This window comes from Clostridia bacterium, assembly GCA_014360065.1.
In the GTDB taxonomy this organism is placed as follows: Bacteria; Bacillota; DSM-521; order Neomoorellales; family JACIYF01; genus JACIYF01.
In genome coordinates this window covers 1-18,276 of the sequence record JACIYF010000009.1, presented here as the reverse complement: position 1 = coordinate 18,276, position 18,276 = coordinate 1, and the positions used below count along the sequence as shown (strand labels likewise).

The window sequence follows — 18,276 nt, the reverse complement described above, 5'->3', positions numbered from 1 at the left end:
ATGCCGGGGTGCTGGCGCCGGCTCCAAATGACCTCGCCAGCGATCCGTATGGCTCCCCCTCACCCTTCGGCGCCCAGCACCCAACTGACTGACCCAAGCTTGGGATCCACGCTATACGCAGCAAGCTGTTTCTGGGGCTGCAGCCTCGCGGTTGGTTGAGTGCTGGGCGGCCAATTCGACCTCCTGTCTCAAGAGGATGGCAGCCCTCACTTCTCTTGGATGGCAATTCTCTGGGTTGAGCGCTGACCGACCCGCCCGGCTGACCCGGCCGCCATCCTACTTGCCCACGCAAAAATCCTGAAAGATCCGGTCCAACACTTCTTCATCCACGGTGCTGCCGGTTATCTCCCCCAGGGCTTCCCTTGCCGCCCTGAGATCCACTGCCAATAAATCTAAGGGGAGCTTAGCCTGTACCGTCTCTTCCCCTTGCTCTAAGGCCCGCACCGCCTTTTCCAGGGCTGCCTGGTGCCGGGCCCGGGTAACCAGAACTTCCGTCCCGGGACTAACCTCCCCTCCCAGCACCATTTCCGCAATCATAGCTCGCAATTCCTCTAGACCCCAGCCTTCTTTGGCCGAGGTATAAACTTGCCTCCAGCCAGAGGGAAGCCAATCCCCGGCTTCCGGCTTGTCGCCTCCAACCAAGTCCATCTTATTGTATACCAAGATCCCGGGGCGATCGCCTACTGCCGCCGCCAACTGGGCATCGGCCCCATCGGCCCCTTGGCTACCATCCACCACCAGCAACACCACGTCAGCTTGGGCCAGGGCTTGGCGGCTCCTCTCTACTCCCAGCTGCTCCACCAGGTCAGCCGTCTCTCGAATCCCGGCGGTATCTACCAGCTCCACCGGTATTCCCCGGATGTTGGCCGCCTCGCTGATAAGATCTCGGGTAGTGCCAGGCACCTCGGTAACGATGGCCCGCTCTTCCCCCAAAAGACCATTGAGCAAGCTAGATTTGCCCACGTTGGGTCGCCCCACGATGGCCACTTTTATCCCTTCCCGGAGGATGCGCCCCTGGGAGCTCCCCCGGATCAACTCCTCCAGCTGGGCCCGCAGGTCCGCAAGCCTCCTCAACAACTCCCCGCCTTCGGGCTCATCCACCTCTAGAGGAAAATCGATGCTAGCTTCTAAGCTGGCCATAATGCCGATGAGCTCTTGTTCCGCCTCCTGGATGCGGCGGGACAGCTTCCCCTCTATCTGGCGCACCGCCAGCTCCAACCCAGCCCGGGTCCGAGCCCGGATCACGTCCAGCACCGCTTCAGCCTGGGCCAAATCAATCCGTCCGTGGAGAAAAGCCCGCCGAGTAAATTCCCCCGGCCCGGCTAACCTAGCCCCCTCCCTCAATACCAGCTCCAAGGTTCGCCGAACCGGTACCATTCCCCCGTGGCAATTGATCTCCACCACATCCTCGCCGGTATAGCTCCGGGGGGCTCGCATCACCGATACCAGAACCTCATCCACTGGTCGCCCCCCTGCCCCGTCCACAATCATGCCCAGGTACATACGAAAACCAGGGCTTTGACGAAGATCCCGCGGCCGCCGGGGGACGAAGATGCGCGAGGCTATAGCCAAGGCCTCCGGCCCGCTCAGCCGAACGATGCCGATGCCCCCCTCACCCGGAGGAGTGCTGATGGCAGCAATGGTATCCGCAAGCCCATACCCTGCTGCTCCCTTGCTCATGTCCCTCTTACCCACCCTTCTTAGAGCACCCTTCTAAAAATATTGTTGCCTCTCGCTGCCTGGCCCGCCGCTCCTTCCCACCGTAGCTCTTGGTGGAGCTACCCCGCCCTTCGCATCAGCTAATCCCCATCAAAAAACCCAGAAACGATCGCTCATTCCTGGGTTGCTTTCAGCGCCAACTTGTCTCGTAAAGCTTGCTCTTTGTTCTCTTTTGGCCCATGCGCCACCATTAGCCCTCAGCGTTTGGGACGGATTACCACTTTCCGATATGGTTCCTCCCCTTCACTTATAGTATACACCCGGCTATCGCCATGTAAAGCAGTATGAATTACTCGCCGCTCTTGCGGGTTCATGGGCTCCAGCGCCACCGCCATCCCCGTCCGCCGCACTCGCTCCGACATTCGCCGTGCCAAGCGGATCAGGGTCTCCTGCCGCCGCTCCCGGTAACCCTCTACATCCAGAATCACCTTGGCCTTCTTGCCGGCCTTATGTCCCACCGCCAGGTTCACTAAGTACTGAAGCGCATTTAACGTCTCTCCCCGTCGGCCGATTAAGAGGCCCACGTCGCTGCCATAAATGCGAATATAGTGATAACCATCTCGCTCATAGCGCTCTTGGCGCGCCTTAATCCCCATCCGCTCCAGTATCCCTTGTACGAACTCCTCCGCCATTTCGCCAATGTCGCCTTTATCCCGCACCCGCACCCGGGCCATTTTACTACCCAGGATACCCAAAAGCCCCTTGCTCGGCTCCTCCAGCACCTCTACTTCTACCTGTTCCCGCGCCCGGCCCAGTTCCATCAACGCTTTCTCCACCGCTTCTTCCACGCTCTTGCCCGTCGCCTCAACCATTCTCATTTACTTCCTGCAACCTCCTTAGCCGCCATGGGCACCCGCCGAACAATCCAGTTTTCAGCAATACTGACCACCGTGAACATCACCCAGTAAAGAGCTAGTCCGGCCGGAAAGCTGCGGCTGATCCAGGCCATAAAAATGGGCATGATATAGAGCATAGTCCGCTGGGTCTGATCGCCAGCGCCGGCGCCGCGATTCATGCTCACCCACTGTTGCAAAAAAGTACCTAGGCCCGCAAGAATGGGTAAAATAATGGGATCCGGGGTCCCTAAATTGCCGATCCATAGGAAACTAGCCCGACTCATATCCACATAGGCAGGGTGATGCACTGGGTCAAAAAACGATCTCAGGGCCATGAACAACGCATACAGAATCGGCATTTGGATTAACAAGGGCAGGCAGCCCATGAAGGGATTGACCCCTTCCTTCTGATACAGCTTCATAATCTCTTGCTGAGCCCGCTGTGGGTCTTTTTTGTACTTCTTTTGAATTTCCTGCTGCTTGGGAGCAAGCTCCTGGAGCTTCCGCATGGAAGCTAACTGCCGGTAAGTTAAAGGGAATAATACTGCTTTCACAACTATGGTAAAAAAGATGATCGCCAAACCATAACTAGGGATGCCTAAGCCGGCGCTAATAGAGTAGAAAAACTGAATTGACTGGGATAAGAAATTAACTAAACCTCCCACTTACCATCTGCCCGGTAAGACAGGCAGATTTCACCTCCCGGGTAATTTTGCCCTCAAGGTACCGGATCATACCCACCGGGCGAAAAAGGTTGGCACCTAACTAACCTCTTTATGCCCAACCAGACCCCTCGCCCTAGTCCATATTTCTCGATGGCTTCCAATGTATATTGCGAACAGCTGGGATAAAAGCGGCAGCTGGCACCCAACCAAGGGGAAATCAGCCGCTGATAAGCCTTTATAAGCAAAATGGCCAGGCGGCGCATCCTGACACCGTCTCCGTTTCTTAGGGAAAATTTCTTTTTCATTCCGAAATCAAGCCCGCCCTCAGCCACATCTCTTTCAATTCTCTTTCCAGTGCCCAGAAGTCAGCCTCTTTGGCCTCGGGCCGGGCCACCAGCACCATCTCGGCCGGTCGCTCCAGCTTATTTATCTGCCTACGGATGGCCTCCTTGATCAGCCGCCGTACCCGATTCCGGACTACCGCCTTCCCCACCCGCCGGCCGCAGACGATCCCTACCCGCAACCGATACAAGCTCTCCCCTTCTCCTACCCGGGAATACATGATCATGTACTGCCCCGCTACCCGGCTACCACACCGATAAATCCGTTGAAACTCTTCCTTGGCTCTAAGGGTAGTCCATCCCTGCACCGCCGGCCCAACCCCAACTACGGCACCAATTTTAAGCGGTTAACCTCTTTCTCCCCTTAGCTCGCCGCCGGCGAATAACCTCGCGACCACTCTTGGTGCGCATCCGGGCCCTAAACCCATGCACCCGCTTATGCCTTCGAACTTTGGGTTGGTACGTCCGCTTCATAAGACCCACCTTCCTCCTTAAAAAGCAGGTTGATTATAGCTTATACCCTCCTTAAGTGTCAAGCAAAACCGCCGCCTCCCGCTTATACTGCAGTGCGAGCGAGAGCTGGGCTGATTCTCAGCTCAAATCAAAGTTGCACCTTGTTCCCCTTCTTTGTTAATATGAAAAGGCATCCCCTTATAGACAAGACCGCTTCCTCTATGGGCTGGGTCGATGTAGCGTACTCCCACCCTCCTATCCCAGCCGGCTGTGGATAAAGTGTGATTATGTTGGTTGCTAACTGATGAAAGCCTAGAATTGAAAGGGTAAAACCTAAGCTAGCAGTTTATCCACAGGCCGCCAACAGCCTGTGTAAGCTATATGTGCATAACCAAGGAGGGTAATCTATGCGCGCCTCGCTCCAAGAGGTTTGGGATCGTGCTCTCGGTATCCTTAAGGAGGAGCTGAGCCAAGAAAGCTATGAAACCTGGCTAAAATCTACCCAAGCCATCGCTTACCACAACCAAACCATAGACATTGCTGTCCCTACTTCTTTTGCTAAGAAATGGCTGGAGGATCGCTATTATACTTTGATCAAGAACACTCTGCGCTTGGTTCTCAATCAGCCAGTTGATGTCCGTTTCGTTTTACCTTTTATGGAACGCCATACTCCCAAGATCCCCAGAAGCAATCTTCACTCCCAACCCTCCTCCTTTAATCCCAACCCTCGGCCGGGCAACGGGGCTCGGATCGGCACTAACCATGTCCACCTCAACCCTAAATATACTTTCCAAAGATTCGTGGTGGGCAATAGCAACCGCTTCGCCCATGCCGCCTCCTTGGCAGTAGCCGAGACTCCAGCCAAAGCCTACAACCCGCTTTTTATTTACGGGGGGGTGGGCTTGGGCAAGACCCACCTCATGCACGCCATCGGTCATTACGTGCTGGAGCATAACCCTTACCACCGGGTGGCTTACGTTTCTTCGGAAAACTTTACCAATGAGTTGATTAATTCCATTCGCGACGACACCACTGAATCCTTTCGGGACAAGTATCGGACCATGGATGTCTTACTAGTGGATGACATCCAGTTTTTAGCCGGCAAGGAGCGGACTCAAGAGGAGTTCTTCCACACTTTCAACGCCCTTTATGACGCCCAAAAACAGATTGTCCTCTCCAGCGACCGTCCGCCTAAGGATATACCGACATTAGAAGATCGCCTCCGCTCCCGCTTTGAATGGGGTTTAATTACTGACATCCAACCCCCTGACTATGAAACCAGAGTAGCTATCCTCCGCAAGAAAGCCGAAGAGGAGGGTATTAACCTCCCCGATGAGGTTATGGCCTTTATCGCAGGCCGCATTCAGGCCAACATCCGCGAGCTAGAGGGAGCTTTGATTCGGGTAGCCGCCTATGCGGCCATGAATCAGCGGCCCATCGATTCCCAGCTGACCCAAGAGGCTCTAAAGGATTTGGTGGACAAGGCTCCCTCCCATGTCCTCACCATCAAGGAGATTCAAAAGGTAGTGGCCGACTACTTTAACTTAAGGGTGGAGGATTTTAAGGCCAAAAAACGTTCCCACAACCTAGCCTTTCCTCGGCAAATCGCCATGTACTTATCTCGGGAGCTAACCGACAACTCCCTCCCTCGGATTGGCGAGGAATTTGGTGGCCGTGACCATACCACAGTTATGCATGCCTGCGATAAGATTAGTTCTCTTTTGACTGAGGATGAGGATTTACAGCAAATAATCGCGACCTTAAAAAACCAATTAACTAACCGCACTTCTCAACAGTGGTCACAGAGTTAGTTGGGGATAGAATCGGGATAGGTGGGTTAGGGCTTATAGCTTCGGGGTCTTATCCGCTGATTATCCTAAAGCTTAGCCTTTTGCCTTTGCGGCTTAAACCCCCTTATCCACATACTCACCGCCCCTATGACTACGACTTCTACAAGCATATAAAAAGATGATGAAGAAAAGAGGGCCACATATGCAAATAGCCTGCAGCCAAGAAAACCTCCATACTGCCATCCAGATGGTCCAAAGGGCTTCTTCTCCCCGCGACACTCTACCTATCCTGGGAGCCGTTTTACTTGAGGCCCAAGGGGGAACCCTTTCCCTTACTGCCACCGACTTGGAGCTTCGCATCCAGGCTAGCATCCCAGCCGAGGTGGAGGAGGAGGGCAGCCTTGCCCTTCCCGCCCGGGATTTAGCTGACCTGGTACGCTTTCTGCCTTCAGGACCCCTGTTTCTAGGGAGCCACGGAGAGACTCCTCACGCGGCGGTTTTAAGCCAGGGGGATTCCCGATGGCGGATCAATGGTTATCCGGTGGAGGAATTTCCCGAAGCCCTCAAGCTACAAGGTGACACCTTGGAGCTTCCCACTGCTCCCTTTGTAGCTTCCGTGCGCAAAGGGGGTGCGGCTCTAGCCCGGGAGGATACCCGGGGGGTATTCAGCGGCATACTGGTGGAGTCTACCGGTGACGGTACCTTGCATGTGGTTTCGACCGACACTCACCGCCTGGCCTACGCCTGGGGAACATTAGGGGAGGAATTGGGCCAGCCTTTCCGAATCCTGGTTCCTGGGAAAAACCTGCTGGAGATAACCCGGCTTTTGAGCGGGGAACGCTTTAGGCTCCAAGTAGCCGAAAACTGGTGTCGGTTGGTGGCGGGAAACCTGGTGGTGGACTGCCGCTTGCTGGAAGGACAGTTCCCTGCCTACCAACAGGTAATTCCTTCCCGCCATCAAACCCGGATGCAGATTGCGACCAAAGAGCTGGCCGCAAGCATTGAGCGGGCGCTGGTGGTAGGCCGGCAGGTGGATAAGAGCCGCATCACCGTGGTTAAGTTGCGCCTTTCCGGACAACTAGTATCCTTGGATAGCTCCTCTCCAGAGAAAGGGGAAATGCACGAGGAGCTTCCAGCCAAGATCGAGGGTGAAGAGCTGGAAATCGCCTTCAACGCCCGTTATCTGCTGGAGGGGTTGCAGGCCATCGGTGCAGAAGAAGTAACTATTGATTTTACTGGATCCCTGGGTCCAGCGGTAATTCGGCCGGCGCAAACTGAGGAGATCTCATGCCTATACTTGGTGCTGCCAGTGCGGTTATCATAGTGGAGTGGTTTTACGCCCGATCAGGCAGTAAGACACCCTTACTAAGTCCTAGTCGCCTGCAGGTTGAGTGCTGGGTCAGGGGGGCGAGGAGGGACAGGAGGCAGATGAAAATTTGTGGCTTAGGAACCTAAAGGCGGTCCACTTTCGTAACTACGCCCAGCTTACCCTGGCTTTTAACCCTCACCTTAATGTGATTGTAGGTAGAAATGCCCAAGGCAAGACTAACCTCTTGGAAGCCATCTATTACTTAGGGACCAGCGCTTCTCCCCGTAGGCACCGCGATCCCCAACTACTCCAGGACCACCAAAGCTTCTTTGTCTTAGAAGGGGAAGTGCTTAAGGAGCCTATCGGCCAGGCCGGGGGAGTAATTAAGAATATTCGCTTCACTTACCAGCTGGCCGCCTCCGGTAGCGGCCACGGTCAAAAAAAGCTATTTCTGGATAAGGTAAAGCAAGAACGCTTAGGAGAAGTGCTAGGCCAGCTAAACGTAGTCTATTTTGGTCCTGAGCAGGTGAACTTGATCGACGGACCGCCTGCGCTTCGCCGCCAGTACTTGGATGGGCAGATATGTCAAGCCCATCCCGAGCATTATTATAACTTGGTTCGCTATCGGCGGGTGCTGAGCCAGCGCAACCAGCTATTAAAGCAACTACGATCGGGGAAAGGAGACCCTCGCCATCTAGAGGTCTGGGACCAAGAGCTGATCAAGCTTGGTCAAGATATTATTGTCCGGCGGGTTAAAGCCTTAAACTGGCTTTCTCAAGCTGCCTGCCGCTGGCATCAGCGGGTAGGTGGCAACGAGGAATTAAGGTTAGTCTACCGGGGAAGTTGGGGCAAAGAAGGAGAAATGGTGGCGGCCAGTTTAGAACGGGCGCTGGCAGCCAACCGTACCCGGGAATTAAAGGCCGGGTTTACTTTGGTAGGGCCCCATATAGATGAGATTGCTATCTTAATTGACGGGAAAGCGGCGCGAAGCTTTGCCTCCCGCGGGCAACAGCGGACGGCCGTGGTAGCTTTAAAGTTGGCTGAAGTTGATTTTCTCGAGGAGGAATCACAGGAACCGGCAGTTCTGCTTTTAGATGACGTTTTTAGCGAGTTAGATAGAGAACGGAGAAGGTTACTCATGGATACTTTAGGGAGCAAGAATCAAATCTTTATTACTAGCTCCGAAGAACTAAAGGATTGGCATCCCCAGCAGGCTAGCTGGTATCGGGTGGAAGCAGGGCAAGTGGAGCTGATATCGTAGCCGTCCCTCATGTGCTCGAGCTGCACCAGCAAGTAAGGAGGTTGATCCTATGTTTCTTCACCTAGGTGGGGACATAATTATCCCTGAGAGCGAGATCATTTGTATCATCAATCTAGACACGGTGGACAATACCCCGGCCACCCGGGAATTTCTCCGGGCTCGCCGGGATGAAGACAAGACCTTCAGTGCTGACGCATCAACAAAAAAGGCCTTGCGGTGTCTGAATTAATAACAGGCCCAGAAAAAATTTTATCGCAAATAGGACTGGACAGGCTCAAGCCAATCTGAGATAATAGCCTTGGAAAAATAGCGAGGTGAAATCTCAGATGGACGTGCCTTTTTGGGTTGGGGATCGAGAGTTTAGCCAGGCGGATATTAACTTAATACGTATTACGGTAAAGGAATTTTCCCATTTAAGCCGTGAAGAGATCGCGGCGACCATATGCGAGAATTTGCCCTGGAAGGCCCCGAACGGACGATTAAAGATGGAAGCCTGTAGAAAGCTGCTGCTGGAATTAGAACAAAAAGGGGTCATTACCTTACCGCCGCTCCAAAAGAACCGGGTGCGTAATGTAGGCAGGGAGCGGCTAGGAACTGCGATCCAAACACGGCTCGAAGCCAAACTTCAAGAAGTGGCGCCGGTTACCATAGATCCGGTCACCCCTTTTGAGAGGGCGGACTGGAACGCCACCCTGGCGGCTTACCATCCTTTAGGGTATCTGCGGGCCATCGGGGCGCAACAGCGGTATTGGATTAGGGTAAAGGGAGCCAGAGGCCGGGAGATAGTAGGAGCGATGTTGTTCGGTGCTGCTGCCAAGGCTCTGGCGGCGCGGGATAAGTGGATTGGCTGGACAGCTGAGGAACGCCGGCGCTACCGCCCCCGTATCGTCAACAACAACCGCTTTCTGATCCTGCCGGAGGTCCACATCCCCCATCTGGCCAGCCACGCCCTTTCCCTGGTAGCCCGCCGCATCCGGAGGGACTGGCGGGAACGCTACGGCTATGAACCGGTTCTCTTAGAAACCTTTGTCGAACCCGGGTACCAGGGCACCTGCTACCGGGCGGCCAACTGGATCAGGATTGGCGAGACCGCAGGTCGCGGCCGCCAGGACACCTTTAACCAATATGCTGCCTCAGTTAAAACAATCTGGGTATACCCCCTGGTACGGGACTGGCGCCGGCGGCTCATAGAACCCTTCCCGGAGCCTGTTGAAGAAACTTTAGACGAGGGAGGGAAATAAATATGGCCTTACGGCATCCCGCGTCCCTCCACCCGGCTACCCTGCCCAATTGCAAAAGCGCCTATGCCACCAGCCAGGAAGAGGCAGCCGACCGGCAAGCGGCTCTGGCAGCGCAGCTACCAGTATGGCGGGCCTATTTACCAGTACTGCTTGAGCAATTCTCGCACATACCTGACCCCCGCCGCCCCCAGAGTATCAAGCATAAACTGACTGTTCTCCTTACCTGCGGGCTGTTTCTCTTCGTCTTCGCCTATAGCTCCAGGAGGGAAGCCAACCGGGAACTGACCCGACCCACCTTTTGGGAGCTACTGCGGGAGGTCTTCCCGGAGATTGACACTATCCCCCATATGGACACTGTCAACCGCTTGCTGGCAAAGATTAATCCGGAGCAACTGGAAGGGGTGCTGGTGCAAACAATCAAACGGTTGCTGCGCAACCGGCAGCTACAGGCCTTACTGGTAGAAAAGCATTATGTAATAGCCATCGATGGGACGCAGAAGTTGGTGCGCAGTTTACCCTTTGCTGAAGAAGCCCTCCGCCGGCAACATGGGGAAGAAGTATCATATATGGCTTATACGGTAGAAGCAGTCCTGGTCGGCCCCCAGGGGATAACCATCCCCCTGTTCACCGAGTTCTGCGAGAACCCCAAGGGCGAAAAAGAGGCCTTCGCCAAGCAGGATTGCGAACTAAAAGCCGGCAAACGGCTGCTGCTATACCTGCGGGAAGCCTTTCCCAAGTTACGGATAATGGTAGTGGCTGATGGCCTGTACGCCAATGGACCCATGATGGCCCTGTGCCGCCAATTACATCTGGACTTTATGTTTATCCTGCCCCAGGACCGCCTGAAAAGCATCCGGGAAGAGGCGCAGGCCATTAATAAACTGGAAAGGGACCAGAAACTCAAGTACCATTGGGGGGACCGGGAGCAGAACTTTTGGTGGGCCAACGATATCGACTATGAGTTCCAGGAGGCTTCCGGGTCCTGGCGGCGGCTAAAAATTCACGTGGCGGCATGCACAGAGACGTGGGAAGAGAAAGGCGAAAAGAAAAAAGCCCACTGGGCCTGGGTATCCTCGCGGCCCTTCACCAAAAAGAATATCATAGCCCGCTGCAATCGTGCAGCCCGCCACCGCTGGGACATTGAAGAAAATATCCTGGTAGAAAAACATCAGGGTTATCAGTATGAACATGCTTTCTCTCTGAACTGGACGGCCATGAAAAACTGGCATGTATTGATGCACCTAGGGCACCTTTTAAATATCTTAACTCTGCACACGGAGGCCCTGGTAAAGAAAGTACAGGAACTGGGTATTCGGGGAACCCTAAACTTCCTTCGGGAAAGCTGGATGAACCGGTGGATTGATCGTGACCAGCTTTTGGCCTGCTGCGCTCGGCCTCCTAGATTACGGTTAATCCTATGAAACCTAACCGCCTAAACCCGCCCGCATCCAAGCCCCCTCCAAAAGGTGGCATCCTTACCCGCGCCCTTTTTCCCTAACCCTTCCCAGTCAGCAGCCTGCCAAAGTAGGCGAGGTTTCCTGTATCCCACACTTTTTATCTGCACTGCTTGTTCGCCTGATTTGGTGTGTGCTTTGGATGCGTCTTGGAATAGATTCATGCGTCAGCACTGCAAGACCTTTCAAGTGGTTGACGGTAGCCCGGCCAAGTCGGCGGTAATCACCGATTCCGGCATCTACTTCTCCTCCATTGCTTCTATCACCCTGTACAAACGGGCCTGCCAGCGGGGGCTCCCTAAGGCCAGCGACGGCTAGCCCCAGCTCTTCCGGTAAGGTAAGGCGGCTACGGGAGCAGGTTAAAGAGGGCTGGGCCAAGTTATTCCCTAGATTGTGTTATAATACTAGGTTGGAGCGATAGTTAAAGGGGTGGGCTTGTGACCAACAAAGACGACCTTATGGATGCTAATGCCAACCGTACCCCGCCGGCGGTGGCGGCAGGTGAAGTGGCCGGGAGTGGGCCCGGGGAAGATTACACCTATGATGCCAGCCAGATTCAGGTGCTGGAGGGTTTGGAAGCGGTTCGGCGGCGTCCAGGCATGTATGTGGGTAGTACCGGCAGCCGAGGGCTACACCACCTGGTCTATGAAATCGTCGACAACAGCATCGATGAAGCCCTGGCCGGTTACTGCGACCGTATCAAGGTAATCATCCACGAAGACAATAGCGTCAGCGTGGCTGATAACGGTCGGGGCATACCGGTGGATATTCATGAGAAGACGGGCCGGCCGGGCCTGGAAGTAGCCATGACCATGCTCCATGCCGGAGGCAAATTTGACCGCAAGGGATATAAAGTGGCCGGCGGATTGCATGGAGTTGGACTTTCGGTGGTAAACGCCCTCTCGGTATGGCTGGAGGCCAAAGTAAAGCGTAACGGCAAAATCTATTACCAGCGCTACCAGCGGGGACAGGTGGCCTCACCCCTAAAGGTAATTGGCCAAGCTAAAGGTACGGGCACCGAGATTACCTTTAAGCCCGATCCTCAGATTTTTGAGGAGTTGGTCTTCGATCACGACATCTTGGCGGAACGCCTGCGGGAGCTTTCCTTCTTAAACCCAAAGGTGAAGATCATCTTCAAGGACGAGCGGACAGGGGAGGAAAGCACCTTCCTGCACGATGGGGGCATCATCGATTTCGTCAAGTACTTGAATAAGAACCGCAACACCCTCCATGCCAAGCCTATCTACCTTTCGGGCTCGCGGCCGGGAACGGAGATCGAAGCTGCCCTTCAATATCATGATGGCTACAATGAAATCCTTCGCTCCTACGCCAATAACATCAACACCGAGGAGGGCGGCACCCATGAGGCTGGGTTTAAAAGCGCCCTCACCCGGGCCATCAATGATTATGCCCGCCGCCAAGGGCTTTTAAAGAACGGCGAAAGCAACTTGGCCGGGGAAGACATCCGCGAAGGGCTCACCGCTATCTTGAGCGTGAAGGTGGCCGAACCCCAATTTGAAGGCCAGACTAAAACTAAACTGGGCAACAGTGAAGTTCGCAGCATGGTGGAGCAGGTGGTGGGGGACGGCCTCGAGGCCTTCCTAGAGGAAAACCCTCCGGTGGCCAAAAAGATCGTCGAGAAGTGCTTGTCGGCCCAGCGGGCCAGGGAGGCGGCTCGCCGAGCTCGGGAGCTCACCCGCAGAAAGAGCGCTCTGGAAGTAACTTCTTTGCCCGGCAAGTTGGCTGACTGCAGCCTCCGGGACCCGGCCCTTTGCGAGCTCTACCTGGTGGAGGGAGATTCGGCTGGGGGATCGGCCAAACAAGGCCGGGACCGGCGTTTTCAAGCTATCCTGCCGCTCCGAGGCAAGATCTTGAACGTGGAAAAGGCTAGGTTGGAAAGAATCTTAAGCAACGAAGAGATCCGGGCCATGATCACCGCGGTAGGGACGGGGATCGGATCCGATTTCGACATCACTAAGGCCCGCTATCACCGGCTAGTAGTAATGTCTGACGCCGATGTGGATGGCGCTCACATCCGTACCTTGCTTTTAACCTTTTTTTATCGCTACATGCGCCCCTTGATCGAGGCCGGATACGTGTATATTGCCCAGCCGCCTCTATACCGGGTGAAGCGGGGCCAGGAGGAGCGCTACCTTTATAGCGATGAGGAGCTGGAGCGCCTCCTCCAGGAAATAGGAACTAAAGGCGTGGCCATCCAGCGATACAAGGGCTTAGGGGAAATGAACCCAGAGCAGCTTTGGGATACCACCATGAACCCGGAAACCCGGACCATCCTCCAGGTGAGCATGCGCGATGCCGAGGAAGCTGACCGCATCTTTAACATCCTCATGGGCGATCAGGTGGCGCCTAGGCGGGAATTTATCCAGTCCCATGCCCGGGAAGTCCGCAACCTGGACATTTAAAAAAGTAGATAGGTTTTGAGGGGGCTAATTAATGGACCAACCCGAGCGGGGTAAAGTTATCCCCATTTTCTTAGAGGAAGAGATGCAAAAAGCTTACATTGATTATGCTATGAGCGTAATTGTAGGCCGGGCCTTGCCCGATGTCCGCGATGGCCTAAAACCCGTCCATCGCCGCATCCTCTACGCCATGTACGAGGCGGGGATGGGGCCAGACAAGCCCCACAAAAAATCGGCTCGGGTGGTGGGCGATGTCCTGGCTCGTTACCACCCCCATGGCGATGTAGCCGTATACGATGCCATGGTACGCTTGGCCCAGGATTTCGCCACCCGCTACCCCCTGATCGACGGCCATGGCAACTTTGGCTCGGTGGATGGAGATGCGGCTGCAGCCATGCGCTACACCGAAGCCCGGATGTCGCCCTTAGCCATGGAAATGCTGGCGGATATCGATAAGAAGACCGTGGATTTTATTCCCAACTACGACGGCAGCTTAGAAGAGCCGGTGGTGCTGCCGGCTAAGTTCCCCAACCTTCTGGTCAACGGTTCCGCCGGCATCGCCGTCGGTATGGCTACCAATATTCCCCCTCATAACCTGGGCGAAGTAATCGATGCCTTGGTGTTCTTAATCGACCAGCCGGAGGCGGAAGTAAGGGAGCTGATGCAGCACGTTAAGGGCCCCGACTTTCCCACCGGCGGCATCATCATGGGGCAGGAGGGCATCCGGGCTGCTTACCAAAGCGGTCGGGGGACCATCAAGGTGCGGGCCAAGACCGACCTAGAAAACCTCCCGGGCGGCAAGACCGCCATCGTCATCACTGAGCTGCCTTACCAGGTTAACAAGGCCAAGCTGGTAGAGCGGATTGCCCAACTGGTGCACGAAAAGCACCTGGAAGGGATAAGCGACTTGCGGGATGAGTCCGATCGCACCGGCATGCGGGTGGTGATCGAGCTTAAGCGGGACGCCAAGCCCCGGATAATCCTAAACAAGCTCTACAAACATACCCAGATGGAGGATAGCTTTGGCATCATTCTCCTAGCCCTGGTGGACGGGCAGCCGCGGGTGCTCACCTTGAAGGCTATGCTGGAGCATTACCTCGAGCACCGGCGCCAAGTGGTCATCCGCCGGACCCGCTTCGATCTAGAAAAGGCTCGCGAGCGAGCCCACATCGTCGACGGGCTTCTAATTGCCCTCCATCATATTGACGAGGTGATCGCCACCATCCGCCGTTCCCGGACGGTGGACGATGCCCGCCAAGCCCTCATGGAGAAGTTCGGCCTGAGCGAGCGGCAAGCCCAGGCTATTTTGGATATGCGCTTACAGCGGCTGGCGGGGATGGAGAGGGAAAAGCTGGAACAGGAATATCAGGACCTCTTGGCTACCATTGCCCGCTTAGAGGAGCTTTTAGCCAGCGATACCTTAATTATGAACGTGGTCAAGGAGGAGCTCCTGGCGATCAAGGAAAAATATGCTGATCCCCGGCGTACTCGCATCACCCTCCAGGAAGTGGAAGCGCTGGAGGTGGAAGACCTCATTCCCGAGGAGGAGGTAGTGGTGACCATCACCCGCCGCGGCTACATCAAGCGGCTTCCGGCCGCCACCTACCGTAGCCAGCGGCGGGGAGGTAAGGGAATAACTGCCCTTACCACCCGGGAGGAGGACTTCGTGGAACACCTCTTTGTCACCACCACCTATCACTACCTAATGTTCTTTACCAACCAAGGGCGAGCTTACCGGCTGCGGGTTCACGAGATCCCCGAGGCCAACCGGCAAGCCAAAGGAACTGCTCTGATTAACTTGATCTACCTCCAGCCCGGGGAATACGTCACCGCGGTTATTCCGGTGCGGGAGTTTACTGCCCGCCGGTACCTGTTTATGGCTACCGCCCGCGGCCTGGTCAAGAAGACCCCGCTGGTGGAGTTTGATACTTCCCGCCGCGACGGTATTATTGCCCTAGGGCTGGAGGAAGGGGATCAGCTGGTGGGGGTTCACCTCACCGATGGCTCCCAAGAAATCATTCTTTGCACCCAGAAAGGCATGGCCATCCGCTTTTCCGAGGAGGAAGTGCGGAGCATGGGCCGCACCGCCAAGGGAGTACAGGGCATCACCCTGGCCGATGAGGATCGGGTCATCGGCATGGATGTAGTCAAACCCCACGGGGAGGTGCTGGTGGTAACTGAGCAGGGCTTTGGTAAGCGCACTCCCTTGGAAGAGTACCGGAGCCAGTCCCGCCGGGGCCGGGGAGTAGCCACCATTGCCAGAAGCCTCAAGCGCGGCCAGGTGGCGGCCTTTAAAGTAGTGCGTCCCGGGGAGGGGCTAATGATAATCTCCCGGGAGGGCATCATAATCCGGGTCAAGGTGGACGACATACCCCGGACCGGCCGGGCCACCCAAGGAGCTACCCTCATGCGCCTGGGAGCCGGGGATTCGGTGGTGGCCATTGCCGAGATTCTAGCCAAAGAAGAGGTGGAAACCCAGGGGCTGGGGCCAGACGAACCTGGATCGGCCGAGCCTGGTCCTCATGAGGGGCCGGAATCGGAGTCGGAACTCGAGGCCATATCGGAATCCTAGAGGGCCACCCAGCGGCATGGAAGCGAGGTCGCTTGGCCCACTCCGGCTAGCCCTGCACTAGGGTACTGAAGCCAGACTAAGGGTTGTAGCTGGTTCCAAGTAGGATTACAATAGGGAAAAACAGAGCTTACTTGACTGCTAAGTGGCTCTTGGCAGCAGAAATGGAGGGACGTGGGGTGGAAGAGAAAGGAACCTGGACGGTCAAAAAAGGCCTAGCGGAGATGCTCAAGGGCGGAGTCATCATGGACGTGACTACCCCAGAGCAGGCCCGGATTGCCGAGGAGGCTGGAGCTTGCGCGGTGATGGCGCTGGAGCGGGTTCCCGCCGACATTCGCGCTGCCGGCGGGGTAGCCCGGATGGCGGACCCCGCCGTGATCTTAAAGATCATGGAGGCAGTGAGCATCCCGGTTATGGCCAAGGCTCGCATTGGCCATTTTGTCGAGGCCCAAATTTTAGAAGCCTTAGGCGTAGATTACGTGGATGAGAGCGAAGTCTTGACTCCTGCCGATGAGGAACATCATATCAATAAACATGCCTTTAAGGTTCCCTTTGTTTGTGGAGCCCGCGACTTAGGAGAGGCGCTGCGGCGCATCGCCGAAGGGGCGGCCATGATCCGGACCAAGGGCGAGGCCGGTACCGGCAACGTGGTGGAGGCGGTCCGGCACATGCGCCGGATGCAGGAGCAAATCCGGCAGCTGACCAATACCCCTGAGGATGAACTGCCGCATGTGGCCAAGGAAATGGGGGCTCCCTTGGAGCTGGTTCGCCAGGTAGCGCAGGAAGGAAAACTGCCGGTGGTGAACTTTGCTGCTGGGGGCATTGCTACGCCGGCCGACGCTGCCCTAATGATGCAGCTAGGCGCCGACGGCATTTTTGTAGGCTCCGGCATCTTCAAATCCAAGAATCCCTCGGCGCGAGCCAAGGCCATCGTGGCCGCCACCACCCATTTCCGCGATCCTAAGGTTTTGGCGGAGGTATCCAAGGATCTGGGCGAGGCCATGCCCGGCTTGGAGATAGCTACCCTGGGTACCAGGTTGCAGGAGCGCGGTTGGTGATGGCAGCCCCGGCGCGTCAAGGGCTAAGCCAAGGGCTCCGGATCGGAGTCTTGGCCCTGCAGGGAGCCTTCCGGGAACACCGGCAGGTATTAGATGCTCTAGGTTGTGAGACCTGGGAGGTGCGCAAGCCCGAAGAGCTTCTTGGGGTGCAGGGCCTGGTAATTCCCGGCGGGGAAAGCACCACCATGGGCAAGCTAATGACCGACTTTGACCTTTTGGAGCCCTTGCGCCGCCTGGGTAGACAAGGAGTTCCCATCTATGGCACCTGTGCCGGCCTGGTGGTGCTGGCTGCCCACATCATCGGCAGCGACCAGCCCCGGCTGGGACTCATGGATATCTGGGTTCGGCGCAACGCCTTTGGCCGGCAAGTAGAGAGCTTTGAAGCCGATCTGGCCATTCCCGCCCTGGGCGAGGATCCTTTTCCGGCGGTATTCATCCGTGCCCCTTGGGTAGAAAAGGTGGGGCCCAACGTGGAGGTGCTGGCCAGCATCCGGGGACAAGCGGTATTGGTCCGCCAGGACCACCTTTTAGCCTCAAGCTTTCATCCCGAGTTGACCGCTGACCCTCGCCTGCATCAGTACTTCCTAGAAATGGTCAAGGAAGCGGCTCATCGCCCAGCTGCCGGAGAATTGGGAACAGATCTCAGGCTTTCTCGTAGGCTCTAAGAAAGTCCTCAAGGACATCGGACCCACTTGGCCAACCGCCGTATACGGAATCGTTCGTACGCTGGTGCAACAGGACGGCGGGGAGACCCCGCCTCCTCCTCGATTAGGGTTGGTGATTAGGCCCTGGCTGGCTGGTTTTCCTCGCCGCCAGGACATCATTATAGGGGAAGATTTTTGGGCCCGGATCGGTCCTCTGCCGGTAGAGGTAATAGCCTAGCATCAAAATGACCGCAAGACCACAAATGCTTAAAAATATCATAGCCTCGTCTCCCCTGATACCTTATTGGATGCTTCCGAAACATTTCCCATGCCGGAGCGCTGGCGCCGGCTCCACATGGGCTCGCCAGCGATCCGTATGGCTCCCCCTCGCCCTTCGAGGGGTTCCCGGCCAATTCGACCTCCTGTCTCAAGAGGCCGGCCTCGGACGTCCTGTCCTCGGCCCCGCCTCCGGGCTCGGTCTCGCCGACGTCTCGCGAGGCTCGCCCAAAGTCGCCT

17 protein-coding genes are annotated in these 18,276 nt (G+C 56.1%); 11 read left to right on the top strand and 6 right to left on the bottom strand.

The window, feature by feature from the left end; translation table 11 throughout:
• Positions 1 to 276 precede the first annotated feature (276 nt).
• From mnmE to rpmH, 6 genes are all read right to left on the bottom strand, one after another.
• Positions 277 to 1,680, bottom strand: a complete 1,404-nt coding sequence (gene mnmE / locus H5U02_02890) for a tRNA uridine-5-carboxymethylaminomethyl(34) synthesis GTPase MnmE (GenBank protein ID MBC7341388.1) — start codon at positions 1,678 to 1,680, stop codon at positions 277 to 279.
• A gap of 236 nt (positions 1,681 to 1,916) precedes the next feature.
• On the bottom strand, positions 1,917 to 2,537 hold the full coding sequence (locus tag H5U02_02885) for a protein jag (GenBank protein MBC7341387.1): 621 nt from the start codon (positions 2,535 to 2,537) through the stop codon (positions 1,917 to 1,919).
• Entirely contained in the window at positions 2,534 to 3,220 is a 687-nt protein-coding gene (locus H5U02_02880; GenBank protein MBC7341386.1) for a membrane protein insertase YidC, read from the bottom strand. The genes H5U02_02885 and H5U02_02880 overlap by 4 nt, the downstream gene beginning before the upstream one ends.
• A gap of 53 nt (positions 3,221 to 3,273) precedes the next feature.
• The gene (gene yidD, locus H5U02_02875; GenBank protein MBC7341385.1) at positions 3,274 to 3,483 is read right to left on the bottom strand and encodes a membrane protein insertion efficiency factor YidD; all 210 of its coding nucleotides are present in this window, start codon (positions 3,481 to 3,483) and stop codon (positions 3,274 to 3,276) included.
• A 38-nt stretch (positions 3,484 to 3,521) separates the two neighbouring features.
• On the bottom strand, positions 3,522 to 3,869 hold the full coding sequence (gene rnpA / locus H5U02_02870) for a ribonuclease P protein component (protein ID MBC7341384.1): 348 nt from the start codon (positions 3,867 to 3,869) through the stop codon (positions 3,522 to 3,524).
• Positions 3,870 to 3,900: 31 nt separating this feature from the next.
• A complete protein-coding gene (gene rpmH / locus H5U02_02865; protein MBC7341383.1) occupies positions 3,901 to 4,035 on the bottom strand; it encodes a 50S ribosomal protein L34 in 135 nt (44 codons plus the stop codon).
• Positions 4,036 to 4,421: 386 nt separating this feature from the next.
• Between rpmH and dnaA the strand changes: the two genes are divergently transcribed.
• The 11 genes from dnaA (at position 4,422) to pdxT (ending at position 17,781) form a co-directional block, all read left to right on the top strand.
• Positions 4,422 to 5,825, top strand: a complete 1,404-nt coding sequence (dnaA, locus tag H5U02_02860) for a chromosomal replication initiator protein DnaA (protein ID MBC7341382.1) — start codon at positions 4,422 to 4,424, stop codon at positions 5,823 to 5,825.
• Positions 5,826 to 6,006: 181 nt separating this feature from the next.
• A complete protein-coding gene (dnaN, locus tag H5U02_02855; GenBank protein ID MBC7341381.1) occupies positions 6,007 to 7,128 on the top strand; it encodes a DNA polymerase III subunit beta in 1,122 nt (373 codons plus the stop codon).
• A 112-nt stretch (positions 7,129 to 7,240) separates the two neighbouring features.
• Entirely contained in the window at positions 7,241 to 8,374 is a 1,134-nt protein-coding gene (gene recF / locus H5U02_02850) for a DNA replication/repair protein RecF (GenBank protein MBC7341380.1), read from the top strand.
• Positions 8,375 to 8,423: 49 nt separating this feature from the next.
• Entirely contained in the window at positions 8,424 to 8,603 is a 180-nt protein-coding gene (locus tag H5U02_02845) for a hypothetical protein (GenBank protein MBC7341379.1), read from the top strand.
• Positions 8,604 to 8,700: 97 nt separating this feature from the next.
• Positions 8,701 to 9,615 (top strand): DUF4338 domain-containing protein, encoded by a 915-nt coding sequence (locus tag H5U02_02840; GenBank protein MBC7341378.1) that lies wholly within the window; start codon positions 8,701 to 8,703, stop codon positions 9,613 to 9,615.
• 2 nt (positions 9,616 to 9,617) lie between these two features.
• Positions 9,618 to 11,036, top strand: coding sequence for a transposase family protein (locus H5U02_02835; GenBank protein ID MBC7341377.1), 1,419 nt, complete (start codon positions 9,618 to 9,620; stop codon positions 11,034 to 11,036).
• Positions 11,037 to 11,231: 195 nt separating this feature from the next.
• Positions 11,232 to 11,387, top strand: coding sequence for a hypothetical protein (locus H5U02_02830; GenBank protein ID MBC7341376.1), 156 nt, complete (start codon positions 11,232 to 11,234; stop codon positions 11,385 to 11,387).
• Positions 11,388 to 11,527: 140 nt separating this feature from the next.
• Positions 11,528 to 13,492: a DNA topoisomerase (ATP-hydrolyzing) subunit B gene (gene gyrB, locus H5U02_02825; GenBank protein MBC7341375.1), complete on the top strand. Its 1,965-nt coding sequence runs from the start codon at positions 11,528 to 11,530 to the stop codon at positions 13,490 to 13,492.
• Positions 13,493 to 13,523: 31 nt separating this feature from the next.
• Positions 13,524 to 16,061, top strand: a complete 2,538-nt coding sequence (gene gyrA / locus H5U02_02820; protein ID MBC7341374.1) for a DNA gyrase subunit A — start codon at positions 13,524 to 13,526, stop codon at positions 16,059 to 16,061.
• 176 nt (positions 16,062 to 16,237) lie between these two features.
• Positions 16,238 to 17,116, top strand: coding sequence for a pyridoxal 5'-phosphate synthase lyase subunit PdxS (gene pdxS / locus H5U02_02815; GenBank protein ID MBC7341373.1), 879 nt, complete (start codon positions 16,238 to 16,240; stop codon positions 17,114 to 17,116).
• Entirely contained in the window at positions 17,116 to 17,781 is a 666-nt protein-coding gene (pdxT, locus tag H5U02_02810; GenBank protein ID MBC7341372.1) for a pyridoxal 5'-phosphate synthase glutaminase subunit PdxT, read from the top strand. Before pdxS ends, pdxT begins: the two co-directional genes overlap by 1 nt.
• The last annotated feature ends 495 nt before the right edge of the window (positions 17,782 to 18,276 follow it).